Source organism: Rhizobium sp. L43, from assembly GCF_002531725.1.
Classification (GTDB): Bacteria; Pseudomonadota; Alphaproteobacteria; order Rhizobiales; family Rhizobiaceae; genus Rhizobium.
In genome coordinates this window covers 26769-53174 of record NZ_NWSQ01000018.1, presented here as the reverse complement: position 1 = coordinate 53174, position 26406 = coordinate 26769, and the positions used below count along the sequence as shown (strand labels likewise).

Genomic DNA, 26406 nt, shown 5'->3' with positions numbered 1-26406 from the left:
GAGCCAGCATCAGAACTCCTCCCATGAAGCGGCAGCGGCCGTCGCGGTTGCGGCGCGTCCGCCAAAGGCGCCGGCGAGCTTCTGACCGAACGTGCGCGCCGGTGAGGCGACCGGTTTGCTTTGGGGGGTAACGGCGCGTGGCGCCATCTGGGCGGCATCCAGCTTGAAACGGGCGATCAGGCGGGCAAGATTGGTCGCCTCCTCCGCCAGCCGGTTCGTCGCGGCGGTAGATTCCTCGACCATCGCCGCGTTCTGCTGCGTTACCTGATCCATCTGATTGACAGCGGTGCTGACCTCGGAGAGACCGGTCGACTGCTCCCTTGCGGCCGTTGCGATCGAGCGCACATGCTCGTCGATCTTGACGACATGGTCCTGGATATTGCCGAGCGCTTCGCCCGTTGCCGTCACCAGCTTCACCCCGGAATGGACCTCGTCGCTGGACCGATTGATCAGCACCTTGATGTCCTTGGCGGCATTGGCCGAACGCTGCGCCAGTTCGCGCACCTCTTGAGCGACGACGGCAAAGCCCTTGCCGGCCTCACCCGCCCGCGCCGCCTCGACGCCGGCATTGAGCGCCAGAAGATTGGTCTGGAAGGCGATCTCGTCGATGACGCTGATGATCTTGCTGATTTCGCCCGACGCCTGCTCGATCCGTCCCATGGCCGAGACGGCCTCGCTGACGACAGCGCTCGACTGACCGGTGCTTCTCTTCGCCTCGTCGACCATATGGCTGGCTTCCGAGGCACGCTCGGTCGAATGCTTCACCGCGACGGTAATCTCCTCCAAGGCGGAAGAGGTTTCCTCGAGCGAGGCGGCCTGCTGCTCGGTGCGCTGCGACAGATTTCCGGAGGAGATCCGCATCTCGCCGGCGCCGCCGTTGATAATGTCGACAGCCGCACGCACCTCGCCAAGGACGGAGCGCAGATTGGTCATGGTCGCGTCGACATTTTGCTTGAGTTCGCCGAAGGCGCCCTGGAACTCGCCTGTCATGTCTTCGGTCAAATCACCTTCGGCAAGCGCCGCAATCACACGACAGGTCTCGGCGATGCCGCGGTCGACCGACGCAACGAGGGAGTTGACGCCCGTGGCGAACCCATTCAGGTCCTCATAGCCGTATTCCGCGGCAGCGCGTCGCGTGAAGTCGCCGGCGCCCGCGGCAGTGATGACCTGGTCGACGTTCTTCTGCATTTCGATGACCTTCATCCGCTTGTCTGTGCCGGCGGCATCCAGTTCCCGTATCTTGATGCCATTCTGCTTGAAGACCTCGACAGCGCGGGCCATCTGACCGATTTCGTCGCGCCGGTCGGCGAAGGGGATATTGACGTCATGATTGCCGTGGGCGAGATCGTTCATGCTGCCGGTGAGCCGGCCGATCGGTTTTGCGATCACCCGGGCGCCAAACATGGCAGCGGCGATGAGCGTGACGATGGTCAATAGACCCATGCCAAGATTGAGGAATAGAACGAGAGCAGCGGTCGCATCCGCCTCTTCCCCGGCCTTTGCCGCCATCGCCTTTGCCGAATCCACCCCTTCATCGATCAGCTTGGATGCCTCATCCGAAATGGCCAGCAGCTTTGCTTGAGCGCCCTTCTCCTTCGCATCGAGAGACGGATCACCGGCTTTGAGGACAAGCTTTGCCTTCGCAATTTCGACCATGTCGTTGGTCGCAGCAAAAAGGCTCTCGGCCAGCGTTTTGAGCTTGACGATACGGTCCCGGTTGACCGGCAATCGCAGTCCGTCCATGGCCTCGTCGAGATATTTGACGACGGAGTGATGGCGGGCGGCAAGGTAATCGGCAGCCTTGGCAATCTCGTCGGCGGAAGTGGCGAGACGCAGATCACGGACGCCGACCTGCATACCGCGCCATGAAGCCTTGGTATCGACCAGATCGCGGGAAACAATCAGCTGGTCTCCCTCATATTTCGCGCGTTCATGAACGAGATTGCCACCCTGCCAGCTGGTGATGAGCATAACCGCCACCAGGAAAATGCCGATGCCAGAAAGAATGGCCAGTTTGGTGCTGATGCGCGAAAAGATGGTTGCGGGCATGTTTAGTTCCTGCTTGGCGGCAACAGGAGTCTTCATATCTCCAGCTGGCTGCGAAATAGCCGATCGATTTCATTCGACCGAAAATATTTACGGCCAACACAAGATCACCTTACGGTTGAAGGAAATACATTTGCCAAGGCCTGAGCCGACCAACAAATCGATCAAAATCTAATAAAAAGTTCACTTTCGCCGCCGCTGCAACTCGGATGCGTGATTGGGATAGTGAATGCCTGATATGGATATGGCGGCGATAATCCGGGAGATTTTCTTGAGCGGCTGCCGGTGAGGTCGTTGGACCACCCCGCCGCATCGAAGCGGCGGCGGCGTCTCTCAAGAATGGAGCGTCAGGCTTTTTTCAGCCTCCACGTCCTGACTTCGAAGGGCATGATGTCGGCAGGACCTTTGCGCTCCATCGGCTCTTCGAGAATGTTGAGCGGCTGCGACGCCGTCCATCCCGAAGGCAGCTGGAGGAAGAGGCTGCCACGCCGGCCAGCGGGTTCGTAGAGACGCAGGATCAGGCCGTCGCCCTCTTCCGCAGGCTTCAGGCCCGAAAAAGCGACGGGAGTGCCGGCGATGGCGAGCGGCGTGAAAGTGCCGGCGGAGAGACCTTTGGCTTCCGCTGTAACGAGCGGCTGATTGAGATCGATCGCCTCGTCGAGCACGCCGCCTTCATGCCAGGCGCCGTCATGCGGCATCAGCGCATAGGTGAAGCTCTGCTCGCCTTCGTCGGCCAGCGGATCCGGATAGATCGGCCCGCGCACCAGGCTCATGCCGATCACGTTGCCGCGGGCGCTATGGCCGTATTTGGCATTGTTGAGCAGCGCCACGCCGAAACCCGGCTCACTGATATCGACGAAACGATGGGCGACCGCCTCGAACATGGCCTGCTCCCAGGAGGTATTCGTGTGCGTTGCCCGCTCGACGACACCGAAGGCGCATTCGAACGTCGCCTTTCGGGCTCGCACCTCGACCGGGTTCAGGGTCCGCAGCAGGGTGCGGCGGTCGTGCCAGTCGATCGTCGTTTCGATGTCGAGCCGGCGGGCGTTGGCCGTCAGCACATAGGTCTGGGTGACGCTCGAATTGCGGTAACGATGGACGACACGGATCGCCGCGCGGTGCGGACCGCTTTCGACGAGGGAGAGGCTCTCCGGCGCCTCGAGACGGACGGCCTTTTCGGCATAATCCGCATCGATATCCCAGGCGTCCCAATTACGCGGCTTGTCGGCCGGATAGACCCAGAGCTGGTTTGCCGAACCGTCGATCGCTTCGCGGCCCGTTGCCTTGTGGATGAGGCTCGCAACCGCCCCGTCCTTGCCGATGACCACAATGAGATGATCGTTTTCGAGGCGATCGGGGCTGGCCTTCAGCCCACCCGCCGGCTGCAGCGCGTGCCTGTCGAAGACGGCAACGGACAAAGGGGCGACGATATCGGCGGCCGAAACGACCGTGCCGTCGGCCAGTGTGGCGCTCACCGGCCGCCGCGCAAGCGACGGATTGACGACGACGAGCGCATCGCCGACCCCGCCCTTCGGCAGATGGACCGACAGCGCCTGCAAGGCCTTTGCCTGTTCGTCCCTCGCGTGGTCTATGACGCCGCCGAGCTCCTGCTCCGCATCCTGATAGACCTCGCGGATGCTCGAGCCCGGCAGGATGTCGTGGAACTCGTTCTTCAGCACCACCCGCCAATCCGCTTCGAGGCTTTTCGGCGTTTCGGCACCCAGCATGTGGGCAAGCGAAGCGAGCGTTTCGGCGGTGATCAGAGCACGTTCGGCCTGACGGTGCTTGCGTTTGACGCCGCTTTGGGTCGTCAGCGTGGCGCGGTGCAGTTCGAGGTAGATTTCGCCGTCCCAGACGGGAAGGTTCTTTTCCCCGGCGGTCTGGTGCGCCTTCTCATAGAAGCTTTTGACGGTGCCCCAGCGCGCCTGCGGGATCGCCGGGAAATCGCGCAGCTGCACTTCGCGCTCCACCATTTCAGGCGTCACGCCGCCGCCGCCATCACCGTAGCCGACGGCCAGAAGCGAGGTATCGTGCTGTAGCTTGCCGCGGAAATTCTTCCATGTCGGCACATAGCAGTCGGCCTGAACGAAGCCGTTATATCCCTGCATCGGATTGTCGAAGGTGTGGGTCAGCACTTGGCTGCCGTCGAGGCCCTTCCACCAGAAAAGATCGGAGGGAATATGATTGGTCTCGCTCCAGTTGACCTTGATCGTGAAGAAGCTGTCGATGCCGCCCTGTCTCAGGATTTGCGGCAGCGCGCCGGAGAAGCCGAAGCAATCCGGCAGCCAGCACACGGTATGGCGCGCGCCGAAGGTCTTTTCGAAATAACGCTGGCCGTAGAGCACCTGGCGGACGAGGCTTTCGCCGGTCGGCATGTTGGTGTCGGGCTCCACCCACATGCCGCCGACGGTTTCCCACTTTCCGTCCGCGACCTTCTTCTTGATGCGCTCGAGAAGCTCCGGATCTTCTTCTTCCATCTGCGCATAATAATGGGCGGTCGACTGGTTGAAGCGGAAATCCTCCGAACGCTCCATCAGCGAGAGCGCCGTGTTGAAGGTGCGCCGCATCTTCCGCCGCGTCTCGCGATAGGGCCAGAGCCAGGCGAGATCGATATGCGCATGACCGGTCAGCAGCAGTTCTCCATTCGGGGGAAAGCGCTTCTGCAGTTCCTTCAGCCGCGCCGTCAGGACCTCGAAAGCGGACGCCGCCGAGGCGCTCTGCTCGTCGCTCAGTCCCGCCGGGTTGGCCTCGAGCTCCGGCAGCTCCCAGATCTTCTGCTGCATGACCGCGTCAGAGGTGCGCGAGACATAAGCCGCCGTATCGGACGGCCAATCCAGGCTGCGCAACGCTTGTTCTGCGGCATCAAGCAGATGCGGCACGACTTCATGCTCGCCAAGCACATCGATCGCCTCGGCAACCTGCTTCAACAGAAGATGCAGGCGATGGGCCAGGCCGTCGAGCCAGATAAACCGGGCCTTGTTCAACCGCGGAGCGCGATTGGGTTCGCCGAACGGAAAGCGGGCGACGGTTTCCGTCGCGATCGAAAAGTGGCGGCCCTTCACCGGGAATTCCTGGTGATAGGGATCAAGGCCGAATGTCTCCGTCTCGCCGCCGGGATAGCTCAGCGTGATCAGGCTCTCGCCGCCGAGGTCGAGCTGCAGCCGGATATCTTCGAGAGGCCAGGCCTCCGGCGCCTGCGCACTTACGGCAAAATGCACCACGCCCTGGCGATGCGGCCAGTCCTGATGATGGCCGATCGGCTCACCCTCGAATGTCCAGCCGTCAATCGCAGCACTGTGACGATCTCGCCAATGCGCCAGCTCGGCAAGACGGACTTTCAGGCGATCGAGACGTTGAGCAATGGTCAGAGGCATGGCTTATCCCTGTTGAAAAATCGACGGCGAACGATCCGGAGTCATGGCTTTGGGAGATGAAGATGGTGCGACAGCCATCGCGAATTGCCGGCCCCTCCTCCCAGCGAGTCCAACCGGCCCTTAGATTAAGTAACTTTGATTTGCCGTCAAGTGCGGAAGAAGTCATTGCGGCAAGCTCGCAGACGACGAGTCCGCAAACATGACCCATCGAAGCCGAATGACTAGGCTCTTCACGAATAACGGAATCTTGATCGACAACAACAGTTATCGGATCGCCACCCGGCCCTATCTGCCCGGCAATCACACTGAAATCGCCGGTTTTTGCGCAGCGATCGGGAGGGTGAGATGTTTCAAATTCGCAAATTATCGGCAGCCGTGGCAGCTGCCATCATGATTGGTATCGTTGTCAGCCTGCACGACAAGTTCCAACGACCCGATGCAAACCGGCTCGGTTGGCTATAGCAGCGTCGACTATGGGCTCAGACCCGCCTGCCGCGACGGCTTCGGCAACGATCGTCCTTGCAGCTATTAGCGATCGATAGAATGAAGCTCCGATTGCGGTGTAGTTTCGACGGTCTGTTAACGCATTTTGCGGCATCGCCCCGCCGCACTTCGTCAGCGCCATCTGGCCCTGATTGCGATTGATATGACGTTCGGCAAAAAAAGCGGCTGCCAAGTCCGGCTTTCCCATAGCCCGCGGATGAAGTACACAATCGCGATGGTGCTCTAGGAAAGACGGTCATGCGGTATCTTCGGTCAGGGCCGCGTCGGCTTCACACCCAGGAGATGGGCGCCCCGCGCGCCAAAACGGTGGGTCTGAGGTCGGGGGAAATCGCCGACCGGAATATTCGCGTCATCCTGGAAGCGATCCGCCGGCATGGGCCTCTGACGCGGACCGAGCTTGGGCGGCATAGCGGGCTGACCGGGCCCGGCATTACCAATATTCTGCGGCGGCTGGCGGAAGAGAAACTGGTCACGTCAAACCGCCGCAACGGGCTCGGGGGTGGGGCAACCGCCACGGAATTCGCGCTTCGGCCGGAGGGCGCCTTCTCGGTCGGCGTCAAGCTTCGCCAAAGGCGTGGCGAGATGGTGCTGATCGATCTCAGCGGCCAGGTGCATGACCGGGTCTATTTCGGCCTGGATCCAGCAGACAAGGTCGTGCTGGTGCATGCGGCCGTCAGGGACATGGTCGATCGCCACGCGACATTGCCGATCATCGGGCTCGGCATCGCCGCCAGCGATTGGACGGACGAGCAAAGCGATCAAATCGCCGCAATGTCGACGATCGCGCGTCCCTATGTCGAAAACGAGTGTACCGCTGGCCTTCTCGCCGAGCGCACGATCGGCAGCGCCATGCGGGAAGGCGGACTGGCGATGATCATCATCGATGACGACGTCCAAGCCGGCTTTCTCATTCGGGGCATTCCCTATTCCGGCGTGCATGGCCGGGCGGGCGGCATCGGCGAAATGCTGACCGGCCCCGACAATGTCCAACTGAACACGGTCGTCGGTTTCGAAGCCCTGCGGTCGCGGATCGGTGAGGACGAATTCATCCGGCTGCTGCAGGGCCAGGAGGTCTCCTCCCCATCGCTGTCGCAATGGATCAGGGACGCTGCGGGCCATCTGCTCGACCCGATCATCGCCATGGCTGGCTTCCTTGCCCCGAGCGTGGTCATGATCGGCGGCGATCTGCCACAAGGCGTGATCGAAGCCTTGATCCATCAACTCTCCATCGAGCGGCGCGACACCTCGACGCGACCGTTGCTGACCCCCTGGATTTCGCCGATGAAACCGGCAAGCTTCAGCGGCGGCGGCGTGGCGCTCGGTGCCGCCCTCCTGCCCTTCCTCAACACCTTGCTGCTGCCGCCGGCTTCGGCGTGATGCGTGCCAGCTCAGCCGAGTGCTTCATCGACATGGCTGAGATCGGAGGCCAGCGCCTTGTCGAGGACCTTCTGGATATTGGCGGCGCGGCGGAACGACGGTTCCTGCGTCCTGCCGGCCCGCACCGCCTGGACGAAACGCTGGTAGTTGCTCTCCACAGGATCGAAGGGCACCTCGCGCCAGGTCGCCGTATGCACGTCTTCGCCGAGACAGGCGCGCAACGTCGAGTTTCCGGTATCGTAGATCATCTCGATCGAGCCGGTTTCGCCGTAGACCCGGAGGCGCAGCTGATCCATCTGACCTGCGGCGGTGCGCGTCGCCTGGATCGTGCCGATCGCCCCATTGGTGAAATCGACATTCATCGTGAAGCTGTCATTGGCATCGAGATCATATTCGCCGATCTTATGCCCCGGCGCTTTGTCGAAGGTCTTCAGCCGCGCGAAGACATGGGCGACGTCGAGGCCTGAGCCGTAGGAGGCGAAATCGACGATGTGGATACCGATATCGCCGAGCGCGCCGTTCGAGCCATGTTTTTTGCTCAGCCGCCACAGCCATTTGCTTTCGCTCTTCCAGTCGCCCCAGTGGCGGCCGACCAGCCAGCTTTGCAGATGCGACGCCTCGACATGGCGCACCGCGCCGATCTCGCCGGCGAGCACCATCTGCCGGCCTTTCTGCAGGGCGGGCGAATTGCGATAGGTGAAGTTGACCATGCCGACCTTGCCCGACCGTTCGATCGCCTCGGTCATCTCCATCGCCTTGACCGCATCGGTGGCGAGCGGCTTTTCGCAGAAGACATGCTTGCCGGCGGCGATCGCCTGAAGCGTCGTCGGGTGGTGGATGCTGTCAGGCGTGACATTGGCGACCGCGTCGAATTCGCCCCAGGCGAGAGCCTCCTCGAGCGAGGTGAAATGATTGGCGATGCCGTGTTCAGTGCAGAAGGCGGCCAGCCTTTCCGGGACGACGTCGACGCCGCCGACGACGCTGACGCCTTCGATCGCCTTGAAGCGCGCGGCATGCTGGTTGGCCATGCCGCCGGTGCCGAGAATGAGTAAACGCATCTTCTCCTCCATGGAGTTCCGTGTCCGGCTGCCGATGCGCCGGGCAAAACCACACCTCGCCATCGCGTCTATCGGCGATCGCTCGTGCTCGTCTTCAGGAAAATTGCGGGTGGGCGGCGCCCGCGCGCCCGAAAGGCGCGCTCCGTCACTTTAATTGGCGCAGATCCCTTCCGAAAATCCGGGGGCGCGCTAGCTGCTGTTGAATGTCGCCGGCATCTCAACCTCCCAAGCTGCGGCTTGACATCAAATCAAAGTAACTTAATCTAATTAATGCAGCACGGAAATGAGGAGAGGTCAACCGACCGCCAGGCTGTATTCGTTCAAAATGGGGAGGAGACCCATCATGAAGAGCGCGACCGTCAGCGCATTGGCGCTGAGCACTATCTTATTTTCAGCATCCGCGATTTTTGCCCAGGAACTTGCCACCAAAGACCGGATCGGCCTTGCCGATGCGGCCAAGACCCTCGTCGTCCGCCTGACGAACGACAGCCCGAACAATTCCGATCCGGCCATCGCCGAGGGCTACCAGAAGCTCTTCGTCGATTTCATCAAGAAGCATCCGGATTGGAAATTGCAGATGCAGTTCATGTCCTCCGACATCGGCACCGAACAAGCCAAGATGCTGGAGCAGGCCAAGGCCGGCAACGCGCCGGATTGCGCCGCCGTCGACTCCTTCGTGCTGTCGCAGTTCATGGTCAACCACGTGCTGGCCGACTTCACGCCCTATTTCTCCAAGGAAGAAGTGGACGATCTCTTCCCCTTCATCCGCGATGGCATCACCGACAAGGACAAGACGGTGCGCGCCTGGTGGTGGGATACCGACCTTCGCGTGCTCTACCGCAACAAATCGGTGGTAGCAGATGCGCCGCAGACCTGGGACGATCTGAAGAAGGCGGCGCTTGCCTCCACCAAGGAGGGCATGGAAGGCGTGCTCTTCAACGGCGGCCGCTGGGAAGGCACGACCTTCGACTGGCTGGCGAACTACTGGGCCCTCGGCGGCAAGCTCGTCGACGACTCGGGCAAGCCGGTGTTCGGCGAAGGCGAGAACAAGGAGAAATTCCTCAAGGCGCTGAACTATTTCAAGGATCTCGTCGATTCCGGCGCGGCCCCCAAGCGCGTCAGCACGATCGCCAATTACGACGATATGAATGCGGCGGCGGCAGCGGCGACGACGGCGCTGTTCATCGGCGGCAACTGGCAATATGCCCAGCTGAAGTCGACGCTCGACGAAGACGAGTTCAAAAACTGGACCTTCTCGCCGATCCCCGGCCCGACGGCCGATCAGCGCTCGACCGGCACCGGCGGCTGGACGATCGCCTCCTTCAGCAAGGACAAGGACAAGATCGAGATGTGCGCCAACCTCGCACGCGAGGTCTATATGGGGCCGGCAAACGCGCTGCAGCAGCAGCTGCCGACCCGGAAATCACTGTTCGACAAGTACGAGGTCTTCTCGACGGAAGCCAACAAGACCTTCGCCAAGGCCCTCGTCGACGGCCAGGCGCGCCCGGGCGTGCCGATCTATCCCGAGATCTCGAACCAGATCCAGATCATGATGGGTGACGTGCTCTCGGGAACCAAAAAGCCGGAGGAGGCCCTGGATGCCGCCTTCAATGCAGCATTGGAGGCTTATAAGCGTCTGTAATGCCGCGGCTGAGCCAGGAGATCGCGGCCTGCCCCTTATCCGGCTGCCGCCACCTTCTCCCCGCAAGCGGGGCGAAGGGACGAGACGCAACCTCTCCGTCCCTCACCAGCGCCTCGCGGGGCACGTCCCCTCTCCCCGTTTTTACGGGGAGAGGGTTAGGCTGAGGGGCGGCCACCGACGCGAACCGGCCAGTCATACCTAACTGCCAACCCGGACAGAGAGGCCCAATGAGTCCTATCGCCATCGAGGCTGAGACCTTGCCTCAAAGCAGAACGTTCATGCGCCGTTTCGCCGGGGCGCCCCTGCCCTGGATCATGCCTGTGATCGTCGTCATCGGCATCTTCTACCTTTATCCCGTCATCGACGTTTTCCGGCTGTCCTTCACCAATGCGACGCTGATCGGCGACAATCAGCAATATACGCTGGGCTCGATCGCCAATGCGCTCAGCTCGCCGCAGCTGCCCGACATTCTCTGGGCGACCCTGATCTTCGTCGGCGGCAGCGTCATCGGCCAGCAGATCCTCGGCCTTGCGGTCGCCGTCACCGTCATCCGTGGCGAAAAGCGTGGGCTGTTCGGCACCACGATCCTGAGGACAACGGCGCTCATCGCCTGGGTCGTGCCCGGCATTGCCGGCGGCATCATCTGGCAGATGCTGTTTTCCGAAGCGCCTTACGGCGCGCTGAACAGTATTCTCAGGCTGATGCACATGCCGACCGTCGCTTGGCTTTCCGACCCGGCGATCGCGCCGTGGTCGACGCTGATCTCCAACATCTGGCGCGGCACGGCCTTTTCGATGGTCGTCATGTATGCGGCGCTGAAGTCGATCGATCCCTCGCTTTACGAAGCCGCCGAGGTCGACGGCGCCACGGCATCGCAGCAGTTCTTCTTCGTGACGCTGCCGCAGCTGCGCGCTGCCATCCTCGTCAACATGATCCTGATCACCATCCAGACGGTCAACACCTTCGATGCGATCATCACGCTGACCGGCGGCGGCCCGGGGCGGGCGACCGAGGTGATTTCACTCTACGTCTTCAACATCGTCTTTAGAAACTACGATCTCTCCGGCGGCAGCGTGCTCTCGGTGCTGATGCTGATCATCAGCCTCGGGCTTGCCTTCGTCTACGCGTCGTTCCTGCCGAAGGAGGAAGAGCAATGAGCGGCAGGACCGGAACGCGGCTCGGCGATGCCCTGAGCTATCTCTTCATGCTGGCGATGTTCGTCTTCTTCGCCGGCCCCCTCACCTATCTCCTGTCGATGGCAATGCGTGACAAGCGCGAGATCTATCGCGGCGCGGCGCGCTATATTCCCCAGAACCCCACCATCGACAATTTCATCACCGTGCTCAACAACAGCTACTTTCCGGTCTATCTCTGGAACGGCCTCAAGCTTGCGGCCATAAGCGGGATCGGCGTGCTGATCGTTGCGCTGCCCGCGGCTTACGCTTTTTCCCGCTTTCAGTTCCGCGGCAAGGGCCTGTCGATGATGGGGCTTTTGCTCTTCCAGATGATCTCGCCGCTGGTGATCATGGTGCCGCTCTACCGCTACATGAACCGGCTCGGCCTGCTGGACACGCATTTCGCCGTCGTCATGGTCTATATCGCGCTCGGCGTTCCCTTGGCGACCTGGCTGTTGAAGAGCACGGTCGACGGCATTCCGCGCAGTCTAGACGAAGCCGCCATGATCGACGGCTGCAACCGGTTTTCGGTCTTCTGGCGCATCATCCTTCCCTTGTCGGCGCCGGGCATCGCTTCCGTCTTCATCATCACAGTGATTGCCGGCTGGTCGCAATTCCTTGTGCCTTTCCTGCTGCTCACCAAAAATGACCTGATGCCGATCGGCGTCGGAATCTTTAACTTCCGCGGCATGCAGACCGACTCGTCCATCCAGCTGCTCGCCGCCGCCTGCCTGATCTCGGTCGTTCCGGCGATCGTGGCCTTCCTGTCGCTGCAGAGGCTGATCCTCGGCGCGATGACCAGCGGCGCGGTGAAGGGATGAGGGTCGGTTTGGTCTCGATGCTTGATAAAGGATTTGACCCTATGAACCAGCCGCTCGACGCCAGGCTCTCCCCGGATCTGACCGGCGCCAATGTCGAGGATGCAGGCGAGCACAACAGGGCGGTCGTGCTGCGCTGCATCCATCGCCAGGCGCCGATTTCACGCGCCGAAATCGCCCGGCAGACGGGTTTTACCAAACCGGCAATCGCCCGGATCGTCGATCGGCTGCTGGACGAGGGCCTGATCATGGAAGCCCGGCGGCGACATGGGCTGAGAGGCCAGCCGGCGATCGAACTCGAGATCAATCCGGATGCCTGTTTCGCCATCGGCATCAATATCGATCGCGATCATCTGACGATCCTGGCGGTCGACGCCGTCGGCAACGTCCGCGCCCGCGTGCATCATGAAAAGCGCTTCATCCTGCCGGCGGAATTCCTGCAGCTGACATCAGATGCGATTTCGCATTTCCAGCGCAGCCGGCTGATCGACGACGCGCGCCTGGCCGGCATCGGTCTCGCCATGCCGGATTGGCTTGGGGAGATTTCGCTCCTCGGCAAGCCCAAGGCCTATCAGGAATGGACTTCATTCGATGTGCGCGCGTCACTGGAGAACCTGACGCAGCATCCCGTCTTCATCGAAAACGAAGCCAATGCCGCAGCCCTTGCCGAGCTCGATTACGGGCTGGGTGCCGAGAGCAGCAGCTTCTTCTACATCGCCATCAATGCGTGCCCCGGCGGCGGGCTCGTGCTTGACGGCAACGGCCATCGCGGCGCCATGGGCCTCAGCGGCGAGATCGGCTGGCTTCCGATTGCCGACGACCGGGACGAAAAAGCCCATAAGGTTCAGCTTCTCGGCGAGATATTCTCGCTGTTTTCCCTCTATGATTTTCTGGCGCGGCACGATGTCGAGGTCAGTATTCCCCACGATCTGCTGACGCTGGATGCGCATGGCAGGCGTCTGGTTTCGCAGTGGCTGAAGGAAATGAGCGCGCATCTGGCCATCGCCGTCAAACATATCGGCATGATCGTGGATCCCGACGCCGTCCTCGTCGGCGGCAGGCTGCCGATCCGCATCGTCGACGAATTGCTGCGTTATGTGCACGAGCATCTCGACGCCGACGACGCCAATCTTCCGTCGCTGCATCGCGCCTCGCTCGGAGAGGATGCCTCGGCCATGGGCGCGGCGGCGATGCCGATGGCAGCGGCTCTCATGCTCGCATCGGCCGATGCTGCTCAACGCACACGCTCGCCCCTCAAGAATATGGACCGCCTGAACAATTGAAACGGTCGGCAAGGCCCCGGGGATTTGGTGAAGATCGGAGGATTTGGTGAAGATCGGCTTTTACACCTCGACATTCAATGATCGTCCGCTGGAGGAAGTGGTGGACTTCGCCGCGTCGGCCGGCTTCGACGCCGTCGAGATCGATGTCGGCGGCCATATCAAAACGCCGGATCGGGTGGAGGCCGCCGTCGCACTCGCCCGCAGCCGCGACCTCTTCTTGTCGTCGATCACCTATTTCGGCAACCAGCTCGACCCCGACCGCGACAAGCGCTGGGAGCTTCGGGCAAGAACGGCCGAATTCGCCGCAGCGATCGGGCAGGCCGGCGTTCCAATTTTCGTAATCTTCCCCGGCCGGGACGACACCGCGAGCGACGAAGCCAATTACGACGACTTCGCCGACTTCGCGAACGGGTTGATCGCAGAAACGCAATCGAGCGGCCTCACCTTCGCGATCGAGAACTGGCCGGGGCCTGGAGATAATTTCATCGGCACGACGCCGAAGGGCTGGCAGGAGCTTTTCCTGAGGATTCCGGATCACCGTTTCGCGCTCGAATTCGATCCCTCGCATCTCATCCGCATCGGCGTCGATCCCTATCGGGCGATGGAAGCGGTCAAAGATCGCATCGCCATTCTGCACGCAAAGGACACGGCGATTAACGCCGAGGCGCTGCAGGCAATCGGCTATCACGGCAAGGGCTGGTGGCAATACAAGCTGCCGGGGCTCGGCCTGCTCGACTGGCCGCGTTTCCTCAGCCAGGCGCGCGGCCACGGTTTTGACGGCACGCTTTCGATCGAGCACGAGGATGCCGCCTATGGCTGGCCGGGCAAGGATCTGGATGCCCGCAGGCAAGGCGAGCGTCTCGGCCTCGATTATCTCAAAAATGTCTTGAACGGACTTTGACGGCGATTTCGGGAGGAGTTTCATGGCCCATGTTTCGGTCAACAATGCGCGCAAGGATTACGGCGCTTTCAAAGCCATCAAAGGTGTATCGGTCGATATCGGCGACGGCGAGTTCGTCGTGCTGGTCGGTCCCTCGGGCTGCGGGAAATCCACCTTGCTCCGGATGATCGCCGGCCTCGAAGGCATCACCTCGGGGAAGATCCAGATCGGCAAGCACATCGTCAACGAGCTCGCGCCGAAGGACCGGGATATCGCCATGGTGTTCCAGAACTACGCGCTCTATCCGCATATGACGGTCGCCAAGAATATGGGCTTTTCCCTGCGGCTGAAGCGCATGCCGAAATCGGAGATCGATCAGCGGGTCGGCAACGCCGCCAAGATCCTCGGCCTCGAGACCCTTCTCGAAAGGTATCCGAAGCAATTGTCGGGCGGCCAGCGGCAGCGCGTCGCCATGGGCCGGGCGATCGTGCGCGACCCGGCCGTCTTCCTCTTCGACGAGCCCCTGTCCAACCTCGACGCCAAGCTCCGGGTGCAGATGCGCTCGGAGATCAAGGAGTTGCATCAACGGCTGCAGACGACGACGATCTACGTCACCCACGATCAGATCGAGGCCATGACCATGGCCGACAAGATCGTCGTCATGAAGGACGGGCTGATCGAGCAGTCGGGCTCGCCGCTGGAGCTTTACGACCGGCCGAACAACCTGTTCGTCGCCGGCTTCATCGGCTCGCCGGCGATGAATTTCATCCGGGGCAGCATGACGGAAGACGGCTTCAAAACCGCCGACGGCCTGCTGCTGCCGAGCGAGCGCCGCCCTGGGGATGCCGTGACCTACGGCATCCGCCCCGAACATATCAGGCTCGACCCCGACGGCATCGAGGTCACGACTGTCGTGGTGGAGCCTACCGGTTCGGAAACGCTCGTCATTGTTCGATTGGGCACGCAGACGCTCACCTGCGTCTTCCGGGAGCGGATCAGGGCGGCCCCCGGCGAAGTCCTGAAGATCGCACCGATCCACGATACCGTCCACCTGTTCGGCGAGAACGAGCAGCGGATCACATCAGGTGAAGCCGCGCTGAACTGATCCGGCCGATAGCCCCCTCCCCTTTTGGCCGGGTGCCGGCCGGGGGCGCGTTTCCGCGCCCCCGGTCACGAAAGCTTCGTCCTTGCGGGCAGTCGTTCTGGCGTTCCAAGTGCTTGAACAAACTCCCAAAAGGTTAATATGCGTTAACCTTAAAATTCTTGGCCGGCATCGGAGAATCGCGGATAATAACGGTTAGAGGGGCTTTTGATCCCGAAAATCGTTATCCGGAAGATTGCTGCCAATGAACGCTAATTTGACGGCCTTGAACAAGGCGACGTTGCATTTCGAGGATCAGATTCTCGAACAGGGTGACGTGATTTCAAAGAAGCTCCACCTGCTCAGCGTCCAGCGGTTTCCCCCCAATGCGAAGAAGACGCTGCGCAGCTTCTCCCTGGCAGAGGTCGCCAATTATGTCGGCGCCTCACAAAGCACGCTGAAGAAACTGCATCTCGAAGGCAAAGGCCCCTGCCCGCAGACCTCGCCTTCCGGGCGGCGCTCCTATAGCGCCGAGCAGATGCTGGAGCTGAGGCGATATCTCGATGCACATGGCCGCTCCGAGAGCCGCATGTATGTGCCCCATCGCCGCGGCCATGAAAAGCTGCAGGTCATCGCCGTCGTCAACTTCAAGGGCGGCTCGGGCAAGACGACGACGGCTGCCCATCTTGCCCAGCATCTGGCGCTGACCGGCCATCGCGTGCTTGCCGTCGATCTCGATCCGCAGGCGTCGCTCTCCTCGCTGCACGGCTTCCAGCCGGAATTCGACCAGGCCTCATCGCTTTATGAAGCGATCCGCTACGACGGCGAGAAGAAGAAGCTCTCGGAGATCATCCACAAGACCAATTTCCCCGGCCTCGATATCGTGCCGGCCAATCTCGACCTGCAGGAGTATGAATATGATACGCCGCTGGCCATGGCCGACAAATCGACCAATGACGGCAAGACCTTCTTCACCCGTATCTCGCGCGCCCTCGCCGAGGTCGACGACCGCTACGATGTCGTCGTCATCGATTGCCCGCCGCAGCTCGGCTACCTCACGCTGACGGCGCTGACGGCGGCGACCAGTGTGCTGATCACCATCCATCCGCAGATGCTCGACGTCATGTCGATGGGGCAGTTCCTGCTCATGCTCGGCGGCATCCTGAAGCCGATCCGCGCCGCCGGCGCCGAAGTGAACCTCTCCTGGTATCGCTATCTCATTACCCGCTATGAGCCGACCGACGTGCCGCAGGCGCAGATGGTCGGCTTCATGTCGACGATGTTCCACGAGTTCATGCTGAAGCACCAGATGGTCAAATCGACGGCGATCTCGGATGCCGGGATCACCAAGCAGACGCTTTATGAGGTCGAACGGTCGTCGATGAACCGGGGAACCTATGACCGGGCGCTGGAGGCGATGGGCGCCGTCAACGCAGAGATCGCAGCGCTTATTCATCAGGCATGGGGGCGGTGAATTTGTCGGCTGACAAATTCACGGTTTCCTCAAGCCGAATCAATTGATTGACCGACATCGGAGGAAGCGATGGCACGAAAGAATCTGCTGGAAGGGCTCACCGATATGCCCGACGAGAACGCGGGCGCGCCGAACTATCCGATGCGCGGGGCGGGCCGCTCGCTCGTCCGCTCGCTGGATGAGCTCGCCAAGCAGGCCGAGAAATTCCTGGAAGGCGAAGCGGTCGTCGAGCTCGATCCCGATGTCGTCGAGGCTTCCTTCGTCAAGGACCGCCTGACGGAGGATGACGAAGAATTCCGCGCACTGGTCGAGGCGATCCGCGCCCGCGGCCAGGATACGCCGATTCTGGTGCGCCCCCACGCCAAGATCGACGGCCGCTATCAGGTCGTCTTCGGTCACCGGCGGCTGCGCGCCGCCCGCGAGCTCGGCCGCAATGTCAGGGCCGTCGTCAAGGCGATCGACGACCGCACCCATGTCATCGCCCAGGGCCAGGAGAATTCGGCCCGGGCCGATCTTACCTTCATCGAGCGCGCGCTCTTCGCCGGCCGGCTGGAAGAACTCGGCTACGACAGGGACGTCATCTCATCAGCCCTTGCCGCCAATGCGGCGTCGGTCTCGAAGATGATTTCGGTGATGGATCGCATTTCGCCGGAAGTCGTCCAGGCGATCGGCCCTGCAGCCGGTGTCGGCCGCGAACGCTGGGTGGCGCTTTCGCTGCTGGCCGGCAAGGCATCCAATTCGGCTGATATCGCCAAGCTCATGGAAGAGGACAGCTTTCGCCAGTTGCCTTCCGACAAACGTTTCGAGGCGCTCTATACGGGGCTGAACAAAAGCGCCCGGCCGGTAAGAAAGACGCAGGCCGCAGCAACCAAGATCAAATGGCAGCCGCGGGACAAGGCCGTCCAGGCGGAAATGAAGAATGACGGCAAGGCGTTTTCGCTCTCGATGAAGGCGAAAAATGCCGGCCGCTTCGGGGAATTTCTCTCCAGCAGGCTGGATGCGCTCTATGCGCAATTCCTCGCCGAGGAGAGCAAATAAGGAGACTGAAACCGCAAAAGAAAAAGGCCCCCAAACGACCGAGTCGTGGAAGCCCTTCTCACATCCTTAAGCAAGACAGAGAATCGCATTTTCACGAATCCCAGTCAAGAGTCCTGTGACGCCGCCCGTGTCTTTTCAGGGGCGTAAAAGTCGCTGCAGCACTTTTATCCTCGCATCGTTTCGGTGAGCGGATTTCTTTTGCCTGATGAGAGGTGAAGGAAATGGAGAGTGAATCTGTGACGACGCCCTTCGGGCGGCGGCCGATGACGCTTGCCCTGCTGCTGAAACAGCGGCGAGGCGAAGCGATCAGGGCCGGGACGACGCGCAACAAGTGGAAGCTGTTCCGATCGGTCTGCGAGGCCCGGGCGGGGCTCGGCGTGACCGACCGGGCGCTCACCGTGCTCGATGCGCTGCTGACCTTTTATCCCGAGGACGAAATCTCCGGCGAAAAACCGCTGGTCGTCTTTCCCTCGAACGCGCAGCTTTCGCTCAGAGCCCGCGGCATGGCGGCCGCGACGCTGCGCCGGCATCTCGCCGTGCTCGTCGAGGCCGGCCTCATCTCCCGCAAGGACAGCCCGAACGGCAAGCGTTACGTGCGCCGCGGCGGGGAAGGCGAGATCAATGAGGCCTACGGCTTCAGCCTCGCCCCGCTTCTCGCCCGCGCCACCGAGATCGAAGCCATCGCGGCGAGGATCGCCACCGACCGCCAGATGCTGCGCGGAATAAAAGAGCGGCTGACGATCTGCCGGCGCGACATCGCCAAGCTCCTTTCGGCCGCCGTCGAGGAAGCCGTTCCCGGCGACTGGGAGCGCGTGTCCTCGACGTTCCAGACGATCCTGCATCGCATTCCGCGCGCCGCAACGATCGAAAACCTCACGCCGATCCTCAAAGAACTGGAGATAATCCGCGAAAACATCGTCAACCTGTTGCAACTGCATGAGAAAATGCAGATAGCGAGCACCAGTGAATCCCAGTTTGAGCGTCACATACAGAATTCTCACACCGAATCCATATCTGAATCTGAACCCGGCTTGGAAACGGGGCAGGCGCTGGATGGGGATCGTGAGGTGAGGGCAGAGCCGAGACATGACTGGCTGGAAACCCGAGGAGATGCCGGGCAGGGGTCACGGATCGCTAGCCGGACCGGCGTCGGGGTACTGAAATCCTTCCCGCTCGCCACAGTTCTCCAGGCCTGCCCCGACATCGCCGACTACGGCCCAAGCGGCAAGATCGGCAACTGGCGGGATCTGTTGACAGCAGCTGTCGTCGTGCGCTCGATGCTCGCCGTCAGCCCGTCGGCCTATGAAGCAGCGGCAAACGTGATGGGATCGGAAAACGCCGCCACGGTCATGGCCTGCATCCTGCAAAGGGGAGGGTGCATCAACTCGGCCGGCGGCTATCTCAGAGACCTGACGCGACGGACCGAACGGGGTGAATTTGCGCTGGGTCCGATGCTGACGGCGCTGCTGCGAGCGAAAGGTCCGGCTGTCAGCCGGACCGTTACATGATCGTGTTTTACTCAGGCTGCGTCGCGATAGCTTCGCGCGCCGGGCTCCGCCCTGCCCAGTTCGAACTGGGTGACCAGTTCGCGCAGGCGCTCGGCCTCGCCGGCGAGCGTGACGCCGGCGGCGGTGGTTTCCTCCACCATCGCGGCGTTCTGCTGGGTCACCTGATCGAGCTGGCCCATGGCCAAATTGACTTCCGACAGGCTGGTCGCCTGGTCGCGCGCCGAGGCCGCCAGCGCTTCCATGCGGTGGTTGATATCGACGATGAAACGGCCGATGTCGCCGAGGGCGGTACCCGTCTGGTTGACCAGCTCGACGCCGCTCGCGACCTTGGCGGAGGATTGCCCAATCAGCTCCTTGATCTCCCGGGCGGCCTGGGCCGAGCGCTGGGCAAGCTCGCGCACTTCCTGGGCGACGACGGCAAAACCCTTGCCGGCCTCGCCGGCGCGCGCCGCTTCGACGCCGGCGTTCAGCGCGAGCAGGTTGGTCTGGAAGGCGATCTGGTCGATGACGGCGATGATATTGTTGATCTGCTTCGAGGATTCCTCGATCTGGCTCATGGCGTCGACCGTCTGGGCCACCACCTTGCCCGAGGCCATGGCGCTGCGAGTGGCGTCGTCGGCGACATCGCGGGCCTCTTCGGCGATCTTGAAGGCTTCGGTGACCTTGGCGGTGACGGCGTTCAGCGCCCCGGCGGTCTCTTCGAGCGTCGCCGCCTGCCGCTCGGTCCGGCCGGAGAGTTCGTTGGAGCCGTTGCTGATCTCGCGGGTGCCGGAATTGATGATCGACACGCTTTGGGAAACGGAAAGCAGCGTGCGCCCGAGCTGCTCGACGGAGGCGTTGAAATCATGCCTGAGCGGTTCGAATTCCGGCGCGAACCGCTCCGAGAGCTTGAAGGCGAGATCGCCCTCCGCGAGGCGCTTCAGCCCGGCCGCCAGCCCCGATGTGGCGACCGTCAGCCGCTCGGCCGCGCTCCGTTCCGCCTGCTCCTGGTCGACCAGCCGGTTTGCTTCCGCCAGTCGCCGGTTCTCCTCGGCCTCGTTTTCGAGCCGGGTACGGGCGATGGCGTTCTGGCGGAAGACTTCCACCGAGCCCGCCATCAGGCCGATCTCGTCGCGGCGCCCGGCATAGGGGATCGCCTTATCCGTCTCGCCGTTCGCGAGTTCCTGCATGGAGTGGGTGATGCGCTGAATCGGGCGCGACACATGCCGGGCGATGGCGATCAGGATGCCGAGGCCGACGATGGCGGCAAGGCCCGCGAGCGCCAATTCGATTTCGATCTTCGTCTCCAGCGCGCTGCCGGCATCGGCCACACTCTCTGTCGCGATCTTATCGACGATGGCGTTAACCGCCGCGATCCCGGTCAGGATCGCCTGCTGAGAGCGCGCCAGCTTCTCGGCTGTCGGCACTTCGTCCGCCGGCTGCAGGCCGAGGCTGATCCTGACATCCTTTTCCCAGACATCATGCGCCTGGTGGAGAGACCGTACGCCCTCGGTCAGCGACGTCGCGAGATCGATGCCGCCGAGCTCGTCGAGCGATTGCGTCAGCGCGCCGTTGCTCTCATCGAATTCGGTCTTGATCTCGGCCGCCGACACGAAATTCGTCATCGACAGCACCCGGTCGACGACCGATGTGGCCTGCCTGAACTGCTGTTCGATTTGGGCGGAGGCCAGCTTGGCGTTCACCGCCTCCTGCACCACCGCGGCGACCCGGGTCTGGCCGGTGACCGCCTGGTAACCGATCAGGAATGCGCTGCCGAAGCCGACGACGATCGTCGCCACCATCGGCACGAGGATCTGCATGCGTATGGAGAGTGTCATGGCCTGCACCTCAGTTCGGCAGCGTCGGAAGGGGGATGTCCTGCTTCTCGGCGGTCAGGGTTCCGAGAAAGGCGATCAGATCGCTGCGTTCCTGGTCCGTCAGCAGAAAGGCCGACATGTCGGGATCGAGCGACGGACGGCTGACGCCGCCGCTTTCGTAGTGGGCGATCACCTCGTCCATGCTCTTCAGGCTGCCGTCGTGCATGTAGGGGCCGCGATAAAGCGTGTTGCGCAGGCCCGGCGTCTTGAAGGCGTGCTGGTTGTTCGGGCTGCTCGGATCGATCTTGAAGCGGCCGAGATCCTCGTCCGGCAGGCCGATGTCATGGAACTTGTTGTCGGTGAAATTCCAGCCGGAATGACAGGCGGAACAGCCAGCCGTGCCGGTGAACAGCTCGAAGCCGCGTTTGGCGCTGTCGGAGACCGCCTTCTCGTCGCCGTCCACCCACCGGTCGAAGGGCGACCAGTTGGAAACCACCGTCCGCTCATAGGTGGCAATCGCCGTCAGCAGCGTCTCCTTGGAGATGCCCTTATCCGGGAAGACCTCGCCGAACCATTTCTTGTAATCGGGGATGTCCTGCATTTCTGTGACGGCGGCATCGAGCTTGCCGTTCATTTCGGCCGAAGCCGTGATCGGGCCGGCGGCCTGCTCCTCCAGGTTCGGCGCGCGGCCGTCCCAGAAGAAGGGCGTGACCCAGGCAACGTTCAAAACCGTGGGCGCCTGGCGCCCGAGCGCGGTATTGGCCGCGCCGATCGGCGTTTTGACAGGCGTCTCGAAGCCGAAGGACGGGTTATGACAGCTGGCGCAGGTCATGTTCTTGTTGCCGGAAAGCCTGGGGTCGAAGAACAGCATCTTGCCGAGCGTCGCCAGCTGCGGGGAATAGGCCGTCACCCCCTCGAAAGGCACCGTCAGCGGCCGCTTATAGGCGGAAAGATCGGCGGCAGCACCGGGCTGGACTGCGGCCAATGCGAATAAAGAAGCAACGATCAGGAAACGCATCGTGCTAGCAAGTCCGGAGGAAGTTTCTGGTCGATGCTAGATTTAGCGCAATTGCATTAATGGTCTGTAAAGCAAACTATACTTGAGGACAGCGCGAAGGTTTTGACCGCGCGCGATCGCGATCGTCTGCAAGCGCAGACTATGGAACGCGACCGCAATATTCCCCGATCTCGGGTCAGCCGGCTCGGGCTGACGAGCTCTTCCTGCTGAGAAGGGCTGCGCGAATCTGTTCGTTCTTGCTCAGAAGGGGAGGGGGAGGCGGGGCCGGCTCCTCGGGGGCCTCGGCCTTGCCGGCATTCTGCTTGAGGCTCAGGAAACGTTTCTGCGCGACCAGCCGATCTTCTGACGACAGTGGTTCGACCGGTTCGCCGTCAAGGCCGTGGCGCATGGAATCGGGCTGGGCGCTGGCGAAATAATAGCGCCGGCAATGAACATAGGCAGCCGTCGCGCGCCTCAGCGTCGTCACGCCGGCATCGGGCTTCAGGAGCGGGCGCAGCTCGTTGAAGAGGCCGACGGCAAAGGGGAGGACAGGATCTCCCGGCTTGGCGGGAAGCACGCCGACCGGCCGGATCAACAGCATGTTGATCGCGTTTGCCTTCTCCACGTCGAGCTCGGCTGCCGCAATCGGCCCGCGGCTGATCTTCCAGGGTTTATCCATGCATTCTCCATAGCGACCGACTGTGATGGTATCTTGACGGACAGGGCCAATAGCGGCGCAGTTCGCACATTGCCAACCCTGCCGCAAGCCGCCATTTCCGCGCAGATATAGGCTGGTCCTATCGGCCCGCCATTCCATCTAATCGTTTTTATCACCGAATATGCATTGACCTCCAGCATCGATTACACTTCTTATCCGCGCCCAAGATGAGTGACCGGCCGCGGGGAGGATATATGCGGGTTTTCTCGAGCATTGACGAGCTACGCCACACGCTCGATGCGCTGAAGCGCCAGGGACGTACCGTCGGCCTGGTGCCGACGATGGGCTATCTCCATGCCGGTCATATGGAGCTCGTATCGCGCGCCCGGGCCGAGAACGACCTCGTCGTCGTGTCGATTTTCGTCAATCCGCTGCAGTTCGGCCAGGCGGAAGACCTCAGCAAATATCCGCGCGATCTGGAACGCGATTCAGCCATGCTCAAGCAGGCCGGTGTCAATTTCCTGTTCGCGCCCGGCGTCGAAGACATGTATCCGCGCCCGATGCTTGTGGTCGTCGACCTTCCCGATCTCGGCCGCGAACTCGAAGGTGCGGTCAGGCCCGGGCATTTTGCCGGTGTGGCCACCGTCGTCTCCAAGCTGTTCAACATCGTGCAGCCGCAGACCGCCTATTTCGGAGAGAAGGACTACCAGCAGGTGGTCATCATCAAGCGCATGGTGGAGGATCTCGCCATACCGGTGCGGGTGATATCGGTGCCGACCGTCAGGGATGCCGATGGCCTCGCCTTGTCGTCGCGCAATGTCTATCTCAGTGCTGAGGAGCGGCGTGCCGCGGCGATCGTCCCGCAGACCCTCGACGAGGCCGAGCGCCTGGTTGCCGACGGCCTGACGGATGCCAGGGAATTGGAAGCAAAGCTCACGACCTTTCTCGGTCGCGAGCCTCTGGCAAAACCCGAGGTCGTCGCCGTCAGGGATGCATCGACACTTGAGCCGGTCGGCTCGATCGAAGAGTCTATCGTCGTCGCGCTGTTCGTTCGGTTCGGCTCGACGCGGCTTCTCGACAACCGCGTGATCGGCAGCAACCGGGCTACGGGGAACAACCGGATTGCCGGGGTTATCGGCGGGAAGGGGCAGCCGGGAAAGGGCCAGGCGGAAAAAGGCCAACCGGAAAAAGGAGTGACGAAATGAGCGCCACCGCATCTCAAAAGCGCCTGACGCCGACCCGCATCTCAGCCATGAAGGGCGGCAAACCGATCGTCTGCCTGACGGCCTATACGACGCCGATGACGCGCCTCCTCGATGAGCATTGCGATCTCCTTCTGGTCGGGGATTCGCTCGGCATGGTGCTCTACGGCATGGAGACCACCATCGGCGTCACGCTCGACATGATGATTGCCCATGGCAAGGCGGTGATGCGCTGCGTTACGAAAGCCTGCGTCGTCGTCGACATGCCGTTCGGCAGTTATCAGGAATCGAAAGAGGTTGCCTTCCGCAATGCCGTGCGCGTCCTGCAGGAAACTGGCTGCGATGCCGTCAAGCTGGAGGGCGGCGAGGAGATGGCCGAGACCATCGCCTTTCTGACGAAGCGGGGCATTCCGGTCATGGGGCATATCGGCCTGATGCCGCAGCAGGTTCAAACCGCGGGCGGCTTTCGTTCCGTCGGCCATTCCGAACACGAGACCTCGAAGATCCGGCGCGATGCGCATGCTATCGGCGGCTCGGGCGCCTTTGCCGTCGTCGTCGAAGGCACGGTGGAACCGCTCGCCCGGGAAGTGACTTCGGCCATCCACATACCGACCATCGGTATCGGTGCGTCCGCCGCCTGCGACGGCCAGGTTCTGGTTTCCGACGATATTCTCGGGCTCTTCAACGATTTCACCCCGCGTTTCGTCAAACGCTACGACGAACTCGGCAAGAGGATCGCCGCGGCCGTCTCCGCCTATGCCGACGAGGTGCGGTCGCGAAAGTTTCCGGCCGCGGAGCATACGTTCAAGCGCCGCTCCTAAAGCGGTCGCAATCGTTCAGATTCACTCCTCCGCTTTAGATCCTTGCGGAGTAGCCGCAGAGCAGGCCGAGCGCGCCTTCAAGGGCGCGAAGCTATCCATAAATAGAGCCAACTATACGATTCGCGTCAGAAAATTCGCTCTGCCGCACGCGGGTGGCTGAGCATTTCCCTGTCGTTAAGGTTGCCGCCATAGCGCTGCCTCGAAACCAATTTCGAGCCGATGCCATGACACGCCGCTTATCTTTCCTTTCCCGCCTGATCGACAATCGAGACGGAGCCGTCGCAATCATCGTCATATTGGTCGCCGTCCCTCTGCTTCTCGCGGTCGGCGCCTCCATCGATTTCATCAGAGCCTATAACGACCGGGTAGATTTGCAGTCGGCCGCAGATTCCGCGGTGCTCGCGGCCGCAGCGAAATATAAGCACGGAATGCCGGAGGCGAGCATATCCGGCACGGTCAACGCCTTCCTTTCCGCGAATGGGACACTCAAGACCGCCGTCATCGGCAACCCCGAAGTCTCGAGCGATGAGGCCGAGCTGTGCCTCGACGTGGCGGACGCCGTTCCCACCACCTTCATGCAAATAGCCAATATCAAGTCGGTACCGATCAGCATCAGGTCCTGTGCAGCCTTGCCGGGGGTGAAGCAATTGGAGATCGCGCTGGTTCTCGACGTGTCGAGTTCGATGATCGAGGAGAACCGCTTTGCACCCATGCAAACTGCGGTCGCCGGCTTTCTGCAGGCCTTTTCGTCCAACGCGTCGCTGGTCGACAAAACCAAAATTTCCATCGTGCCGTTTTCAAGCCGCGTCAATATCGGCATGGCGAATATGGCCTGGCTCAAATCGTATAATGGAACAGCGGCGGTACCCAAACGCTGGACCGATCCCAAATCGGTCTATTCCTCCTCCAGCTACAAGCTCGGTTATTGGATCGATGGCATCACGCCGGTCATGTCCACCTCCAAGAATTATTACTGGATGGGCTGCATCGAGCCGCGCGCGGATGTCGAGGTCAGGGATAGCGGTGCGATCGGCGCTTACGGCATGAGCGATGCGTCGCCGACCACATCTGCCTTCGTCGCCATGGATGCCAACCCCAAATCGGGAACAAGCTTCTGTCCGCCGCCGATCACACCGCTGACCGGCGATTTCGCCTATCTGAAAAACACCGTGACCCAGCTGACATCCGAAGGCTCCACACGGCTGGACGCCGGCGTGGTCGCGGGATGGTATACGTTGTCGCCGAAATGGCAGGGCGTCTGGGGAGACAAGTCCTCGCCTGCACCCGTTTCCGATTCCGTGCAGAAAGTCATGGTGTTCATGACCGACGGGGAAATGAACACGAAATACGACCCGAACGACAAGTTCGACTGGATCTGTTCTCAAACGAAATCATCGGCGTGCAACCAGGTCGCCACTTCCGCGATGCAGACGGCATGCACGGCGATGAAGAAGAGCGGCATCGAAATCTATACGCTTTCCTATAGCGCCGATGCCGACGTGGTGAACATCCGCAACTGCGCCACCAATGGCGCCCATTTCTTCACCGCCTCGCCTGCCACCATCAAGACCGTCTACGAGGCGATCGCCGCTGCGATCCGCGGGAATACGTTGCGGCTGACGCAGTAATTGCCGATGGGAGTGAACGACCGGGTTGATGGTCGCCAACCGGACA

At 61.8% G+C, this 26406-nt stretch carries 19 protein-coding genes and 1 pseudogene; 14 read left to right on the top strand and 6 right to left on the bottom strand.

Translation table 11 applies throughout. The features are described from left to right. Positions 1 to 9: 9 nt before the first annotated feature. Together CO667_RS22905 and CO667_RS22900 are read right to left on the bottom strand one after the other, a co-directional pair. The gene (locus tag CO667_RS22905) at positions 10 to 2049 is read right to left on the bottom strand and encodes a methyl-accepting chemotaxis protein (RefSeq protein WP_097620685.1); all 2040 of its coding nucleotides are present in this window, start codon (positions 2047 to 2049) and stop codon (positions 10 to 12) included. Positions 2050 to 2393: 344 nt separating this feature from the next. Then, entirely contained in the window at positions 2394 to 5420 is a 3027-nt protein-coding gene (locus CO667_RS22900; RefSeq protein WP_097620585.1) for a glycoside hydrolase family 38 C-terminal domain-containing protein, read from the bottom strand. A gap of 345 nt (positions 5421 to 5765) precedes the next feature. On the opposite strand from CO667_RS22900, the pseudogene CO667_RS35955 reads away from it, so the two are divergent. Together CO667_RS35955 and CO667_RS22890 are read left to right on the top strand one after the other, a co-directional pair. After that, a pseudogene (locus CO667_RS35955) lies at positions 5766 to 5952 on the top strand (hypothetical protein). Between the two features lie 209 nt (positions 5953 to 6161). Continuing rightward, the gene (locus CO667_RS22890; RefSeq protein WP_097620583.1) at positions 6162 to 7301 is read left to right on the top strand and encodes an ROK family transcriptional regulator; all 1140 of its coding nucleotides are present in this window, start codon (positions 6162 to 6164) and stop codon (positions 7299 to 7301) included. 11 nt (positions 7302 to 7312) lie between these two features. On the opposite strand, the gene CO667_RS22885 is transcribed toward CO667_RS22890, so the two are convergent. Next, a complete protein-coding gene (locus CO667_RS22885) occupies positions 7313 to 8359 on the bottom strand; it encodes a Gfo/Idh/MocA family oxidoreductase (RefSeq protein ID WP_097620684.1) in 1047 nt (348 codons plus the stop codon). Positions 8360 to 8702: 343 nt separating this feature from the next. On the opposite strand from CO667_RS22885, the gene CO667_RS22880 reads away from it, so the two are divergent. The 9 genes from CO667_RS22880 to repC all read left to right on the top strand — a co-directional run bounded on the left by CO667_RS22880 (position 8703) and on the right by repC (position 19258). Next, positions 8703 to 10001: an ABC transporter substrate-binding protein gene (locus CO667_RS22880; RefSeq protein WP_097620581.1), complete on the top strand. Its 1299-nt coding sequence runs from the start codon at positions 8703 to 8705 to the stop codon at positions 9999 to 10001. A gap of 227 nt (positions 10002 to 10228) precedes the next feature. After that, complete coding sequence (locus CO667_RS22875) at positions 10229 to 11158, top strand: sugar ABC transporter permease (protein ID WP_097620579.1); 930 nt, start codon at positions 10229 to 10231, stop codon at positions 11156 to 11158. Next, positions 11155 to 11997: a carbohydrate ABC transporter permease gene (locus CO667_RS22870; RefSeq protein ID WP_097620578.1), complete on the top strand. Its 843-nt coding sequence runs from the start codon at positions 11155 to 11157 to the stop codon at positions 11995 to 11997. The genes CO667_RS22875 and CO667_RS22870 overlap by 4 nt, the downstream gene beginning before the upstream one ends. A 41-nt stretch (positions 11998 to 12038) precedes the next feature. Then, positions 12039 to 13277: an ROK family transcriptional regulator gene (locus CO667_RS22865; protein ID WP_097620576.1), complete on the top strand. Its 1239-nt coding sequence runs from the start codon at positions 12039 to 12041 to the stop codon at positions 13275 to 13277. 46 nt (positions 13278 to 13323) lie between these two features. Further along, complete coding sequence (locus CO667_RS22860; RefSeq protein WP_097620574.1) at positions 13324 to 14178, top strand: sugar phosphate isomerase/epimerase; 855 nt, start codon at positions 13324 to 13326, stop codon at positions 14176 to 14178. A gap of 22 nt (positions 14179 to 14200) precedes the next feature. Next, positions 14201 to 15262, top strand: a complete 1062-nt coding sequence (ugpC, locus tag CO667_RS22855; protein WP_097620573.1) for a sn-glycerol-3-phosphate ABC transporter ATP-binding protein UgpC — start codon at positions 14201 to 14203, stop codon at positions 15260 to 15262. Between the two features lie 241 nt (positions 15263 to 15503). Continuing rightward, positions 15504 to 16712, top strand: coding sequence for a plasmid partitioning protein RepA (gene repA, locus CO667_RS22850; protein ID WP_097620571.1), 1209 nt, complete (start codon positions 15504 to 15506; stop codon positions 16710 to 16712). Between the two features lie 69 nt (positions 16713 to 16781). After that, complete coding sequence (gene repB, locus CO667_RS22845; protein WP_097620570.1) at positions 16782 to 17750, top strand: plasmid partitioning protein RepB; 969 nt, start codon at positions 16782 to 16784, stop codon at positions 17748 to 17750. Positions 17751 to 17971: 221 nt separating this feature from the next. Continuing rightward, positions 17972 to 19258: a plasmid replication protein RepC gene (gene repC / locus CO667_RS22840; RefSeq protein WP_097620568.1), complete on the top strand. Its 1287-nt coding sequence runs from the start codon at positions 17972 to 17974 to the stop codon at positions 19256 to 19258. 11 nt (positions 19259 to 19269) lie between these two features. Here repC and CO667_RS22835 read toward each other — a convergent pair whose 3' ends face one another. From CO667_RS22835 to CO667_RS22825, 3 genes are all read right to left on the bottom strand, one after another. Beyond that, on the bottom strand, positions 19270 to 21075 hold the full coding sequence (locus CO667_RS22835) for a methyl-accepting chemotaxis protein (protein WP_097620566.1): 1806 nt from the start codon (positions 21073 to 21075) through the stop codon (positions 19270 to 19272). A 10-nt stretch (positions 21076 to 21085) separates the two neighbouring features. Continuing rightward, positions 21086 to 22072 (bottom strand): cytochrome c peroxidase, encoded by a 987-nt coding sequence (locus CO667_RS22830; RefSeq protein ID WP_097620565.1) that lies wholly within the window; start codon positions 22070 to 22072, stop codon positions 21086 to 21088. Between the two features lie 175 nt (positions 22073 to 22247). Continuing rightward, complete coding sequence (locus tag CO667_RS22825) at positions 22248 to 22730, bottom strand: ProQ/FINO family protein (protein ID WP_097620563.1); 483 nt, start codon at positions 22728 to 22730, stop codon at positions 22248 to 22250. Positions 22731 to 22963: 233 nt separating this feature from the next. Here CO667_RS22825 and panC point away from each other — a divergent pair, with 233 nt between their 5' ends. From panC to CO667_RS22810, 3 genes are all read left to right on the top strand, one after another. Beyond that, on the top strand, positions 22964 to 23914 hold the full coding sequence (gene panC, locus CO667_RS22820) for a pantoate--beta-alanine ligase (RefSeq protein WP_097620562.1): 951 nt from the start codon (positions 22964 to 22966) through the stop codon (positions 23912 to 23914). Continuing rightward, the gene (gene panB, locus CO667_RS22815) at positions 23911 to 24732 is read left to right on the top strand and encodes a 3-methyl-2-oxobutanoate hydroxymethyltransferase (RefSeq protein ID WP_097620560.1); all 822 of its coding nucleotides are present in this window, start codon (positions 23911 to 23913) and stop codon (positions 24730 to 24732) included. Before panC ends, panB begins: the two co-directional genes overlap by 4 nt. 224 nt (positions 24733 to 24956) lie before the next feature. Next, the gene (locus CO667_RS22810) at positions 24957 to 26360 is read left to right on the top strand and encodes a VWA domain-containing protein (RefSeq protein WP_097620559.1); all 1404 of its coding nucleotides are present in this window, start codon (positions 24957 to 24959) and stop codon (positions 26358 to 26360) included. Positions 26361 to 26406: the final 46 nt, after the last annotated feature.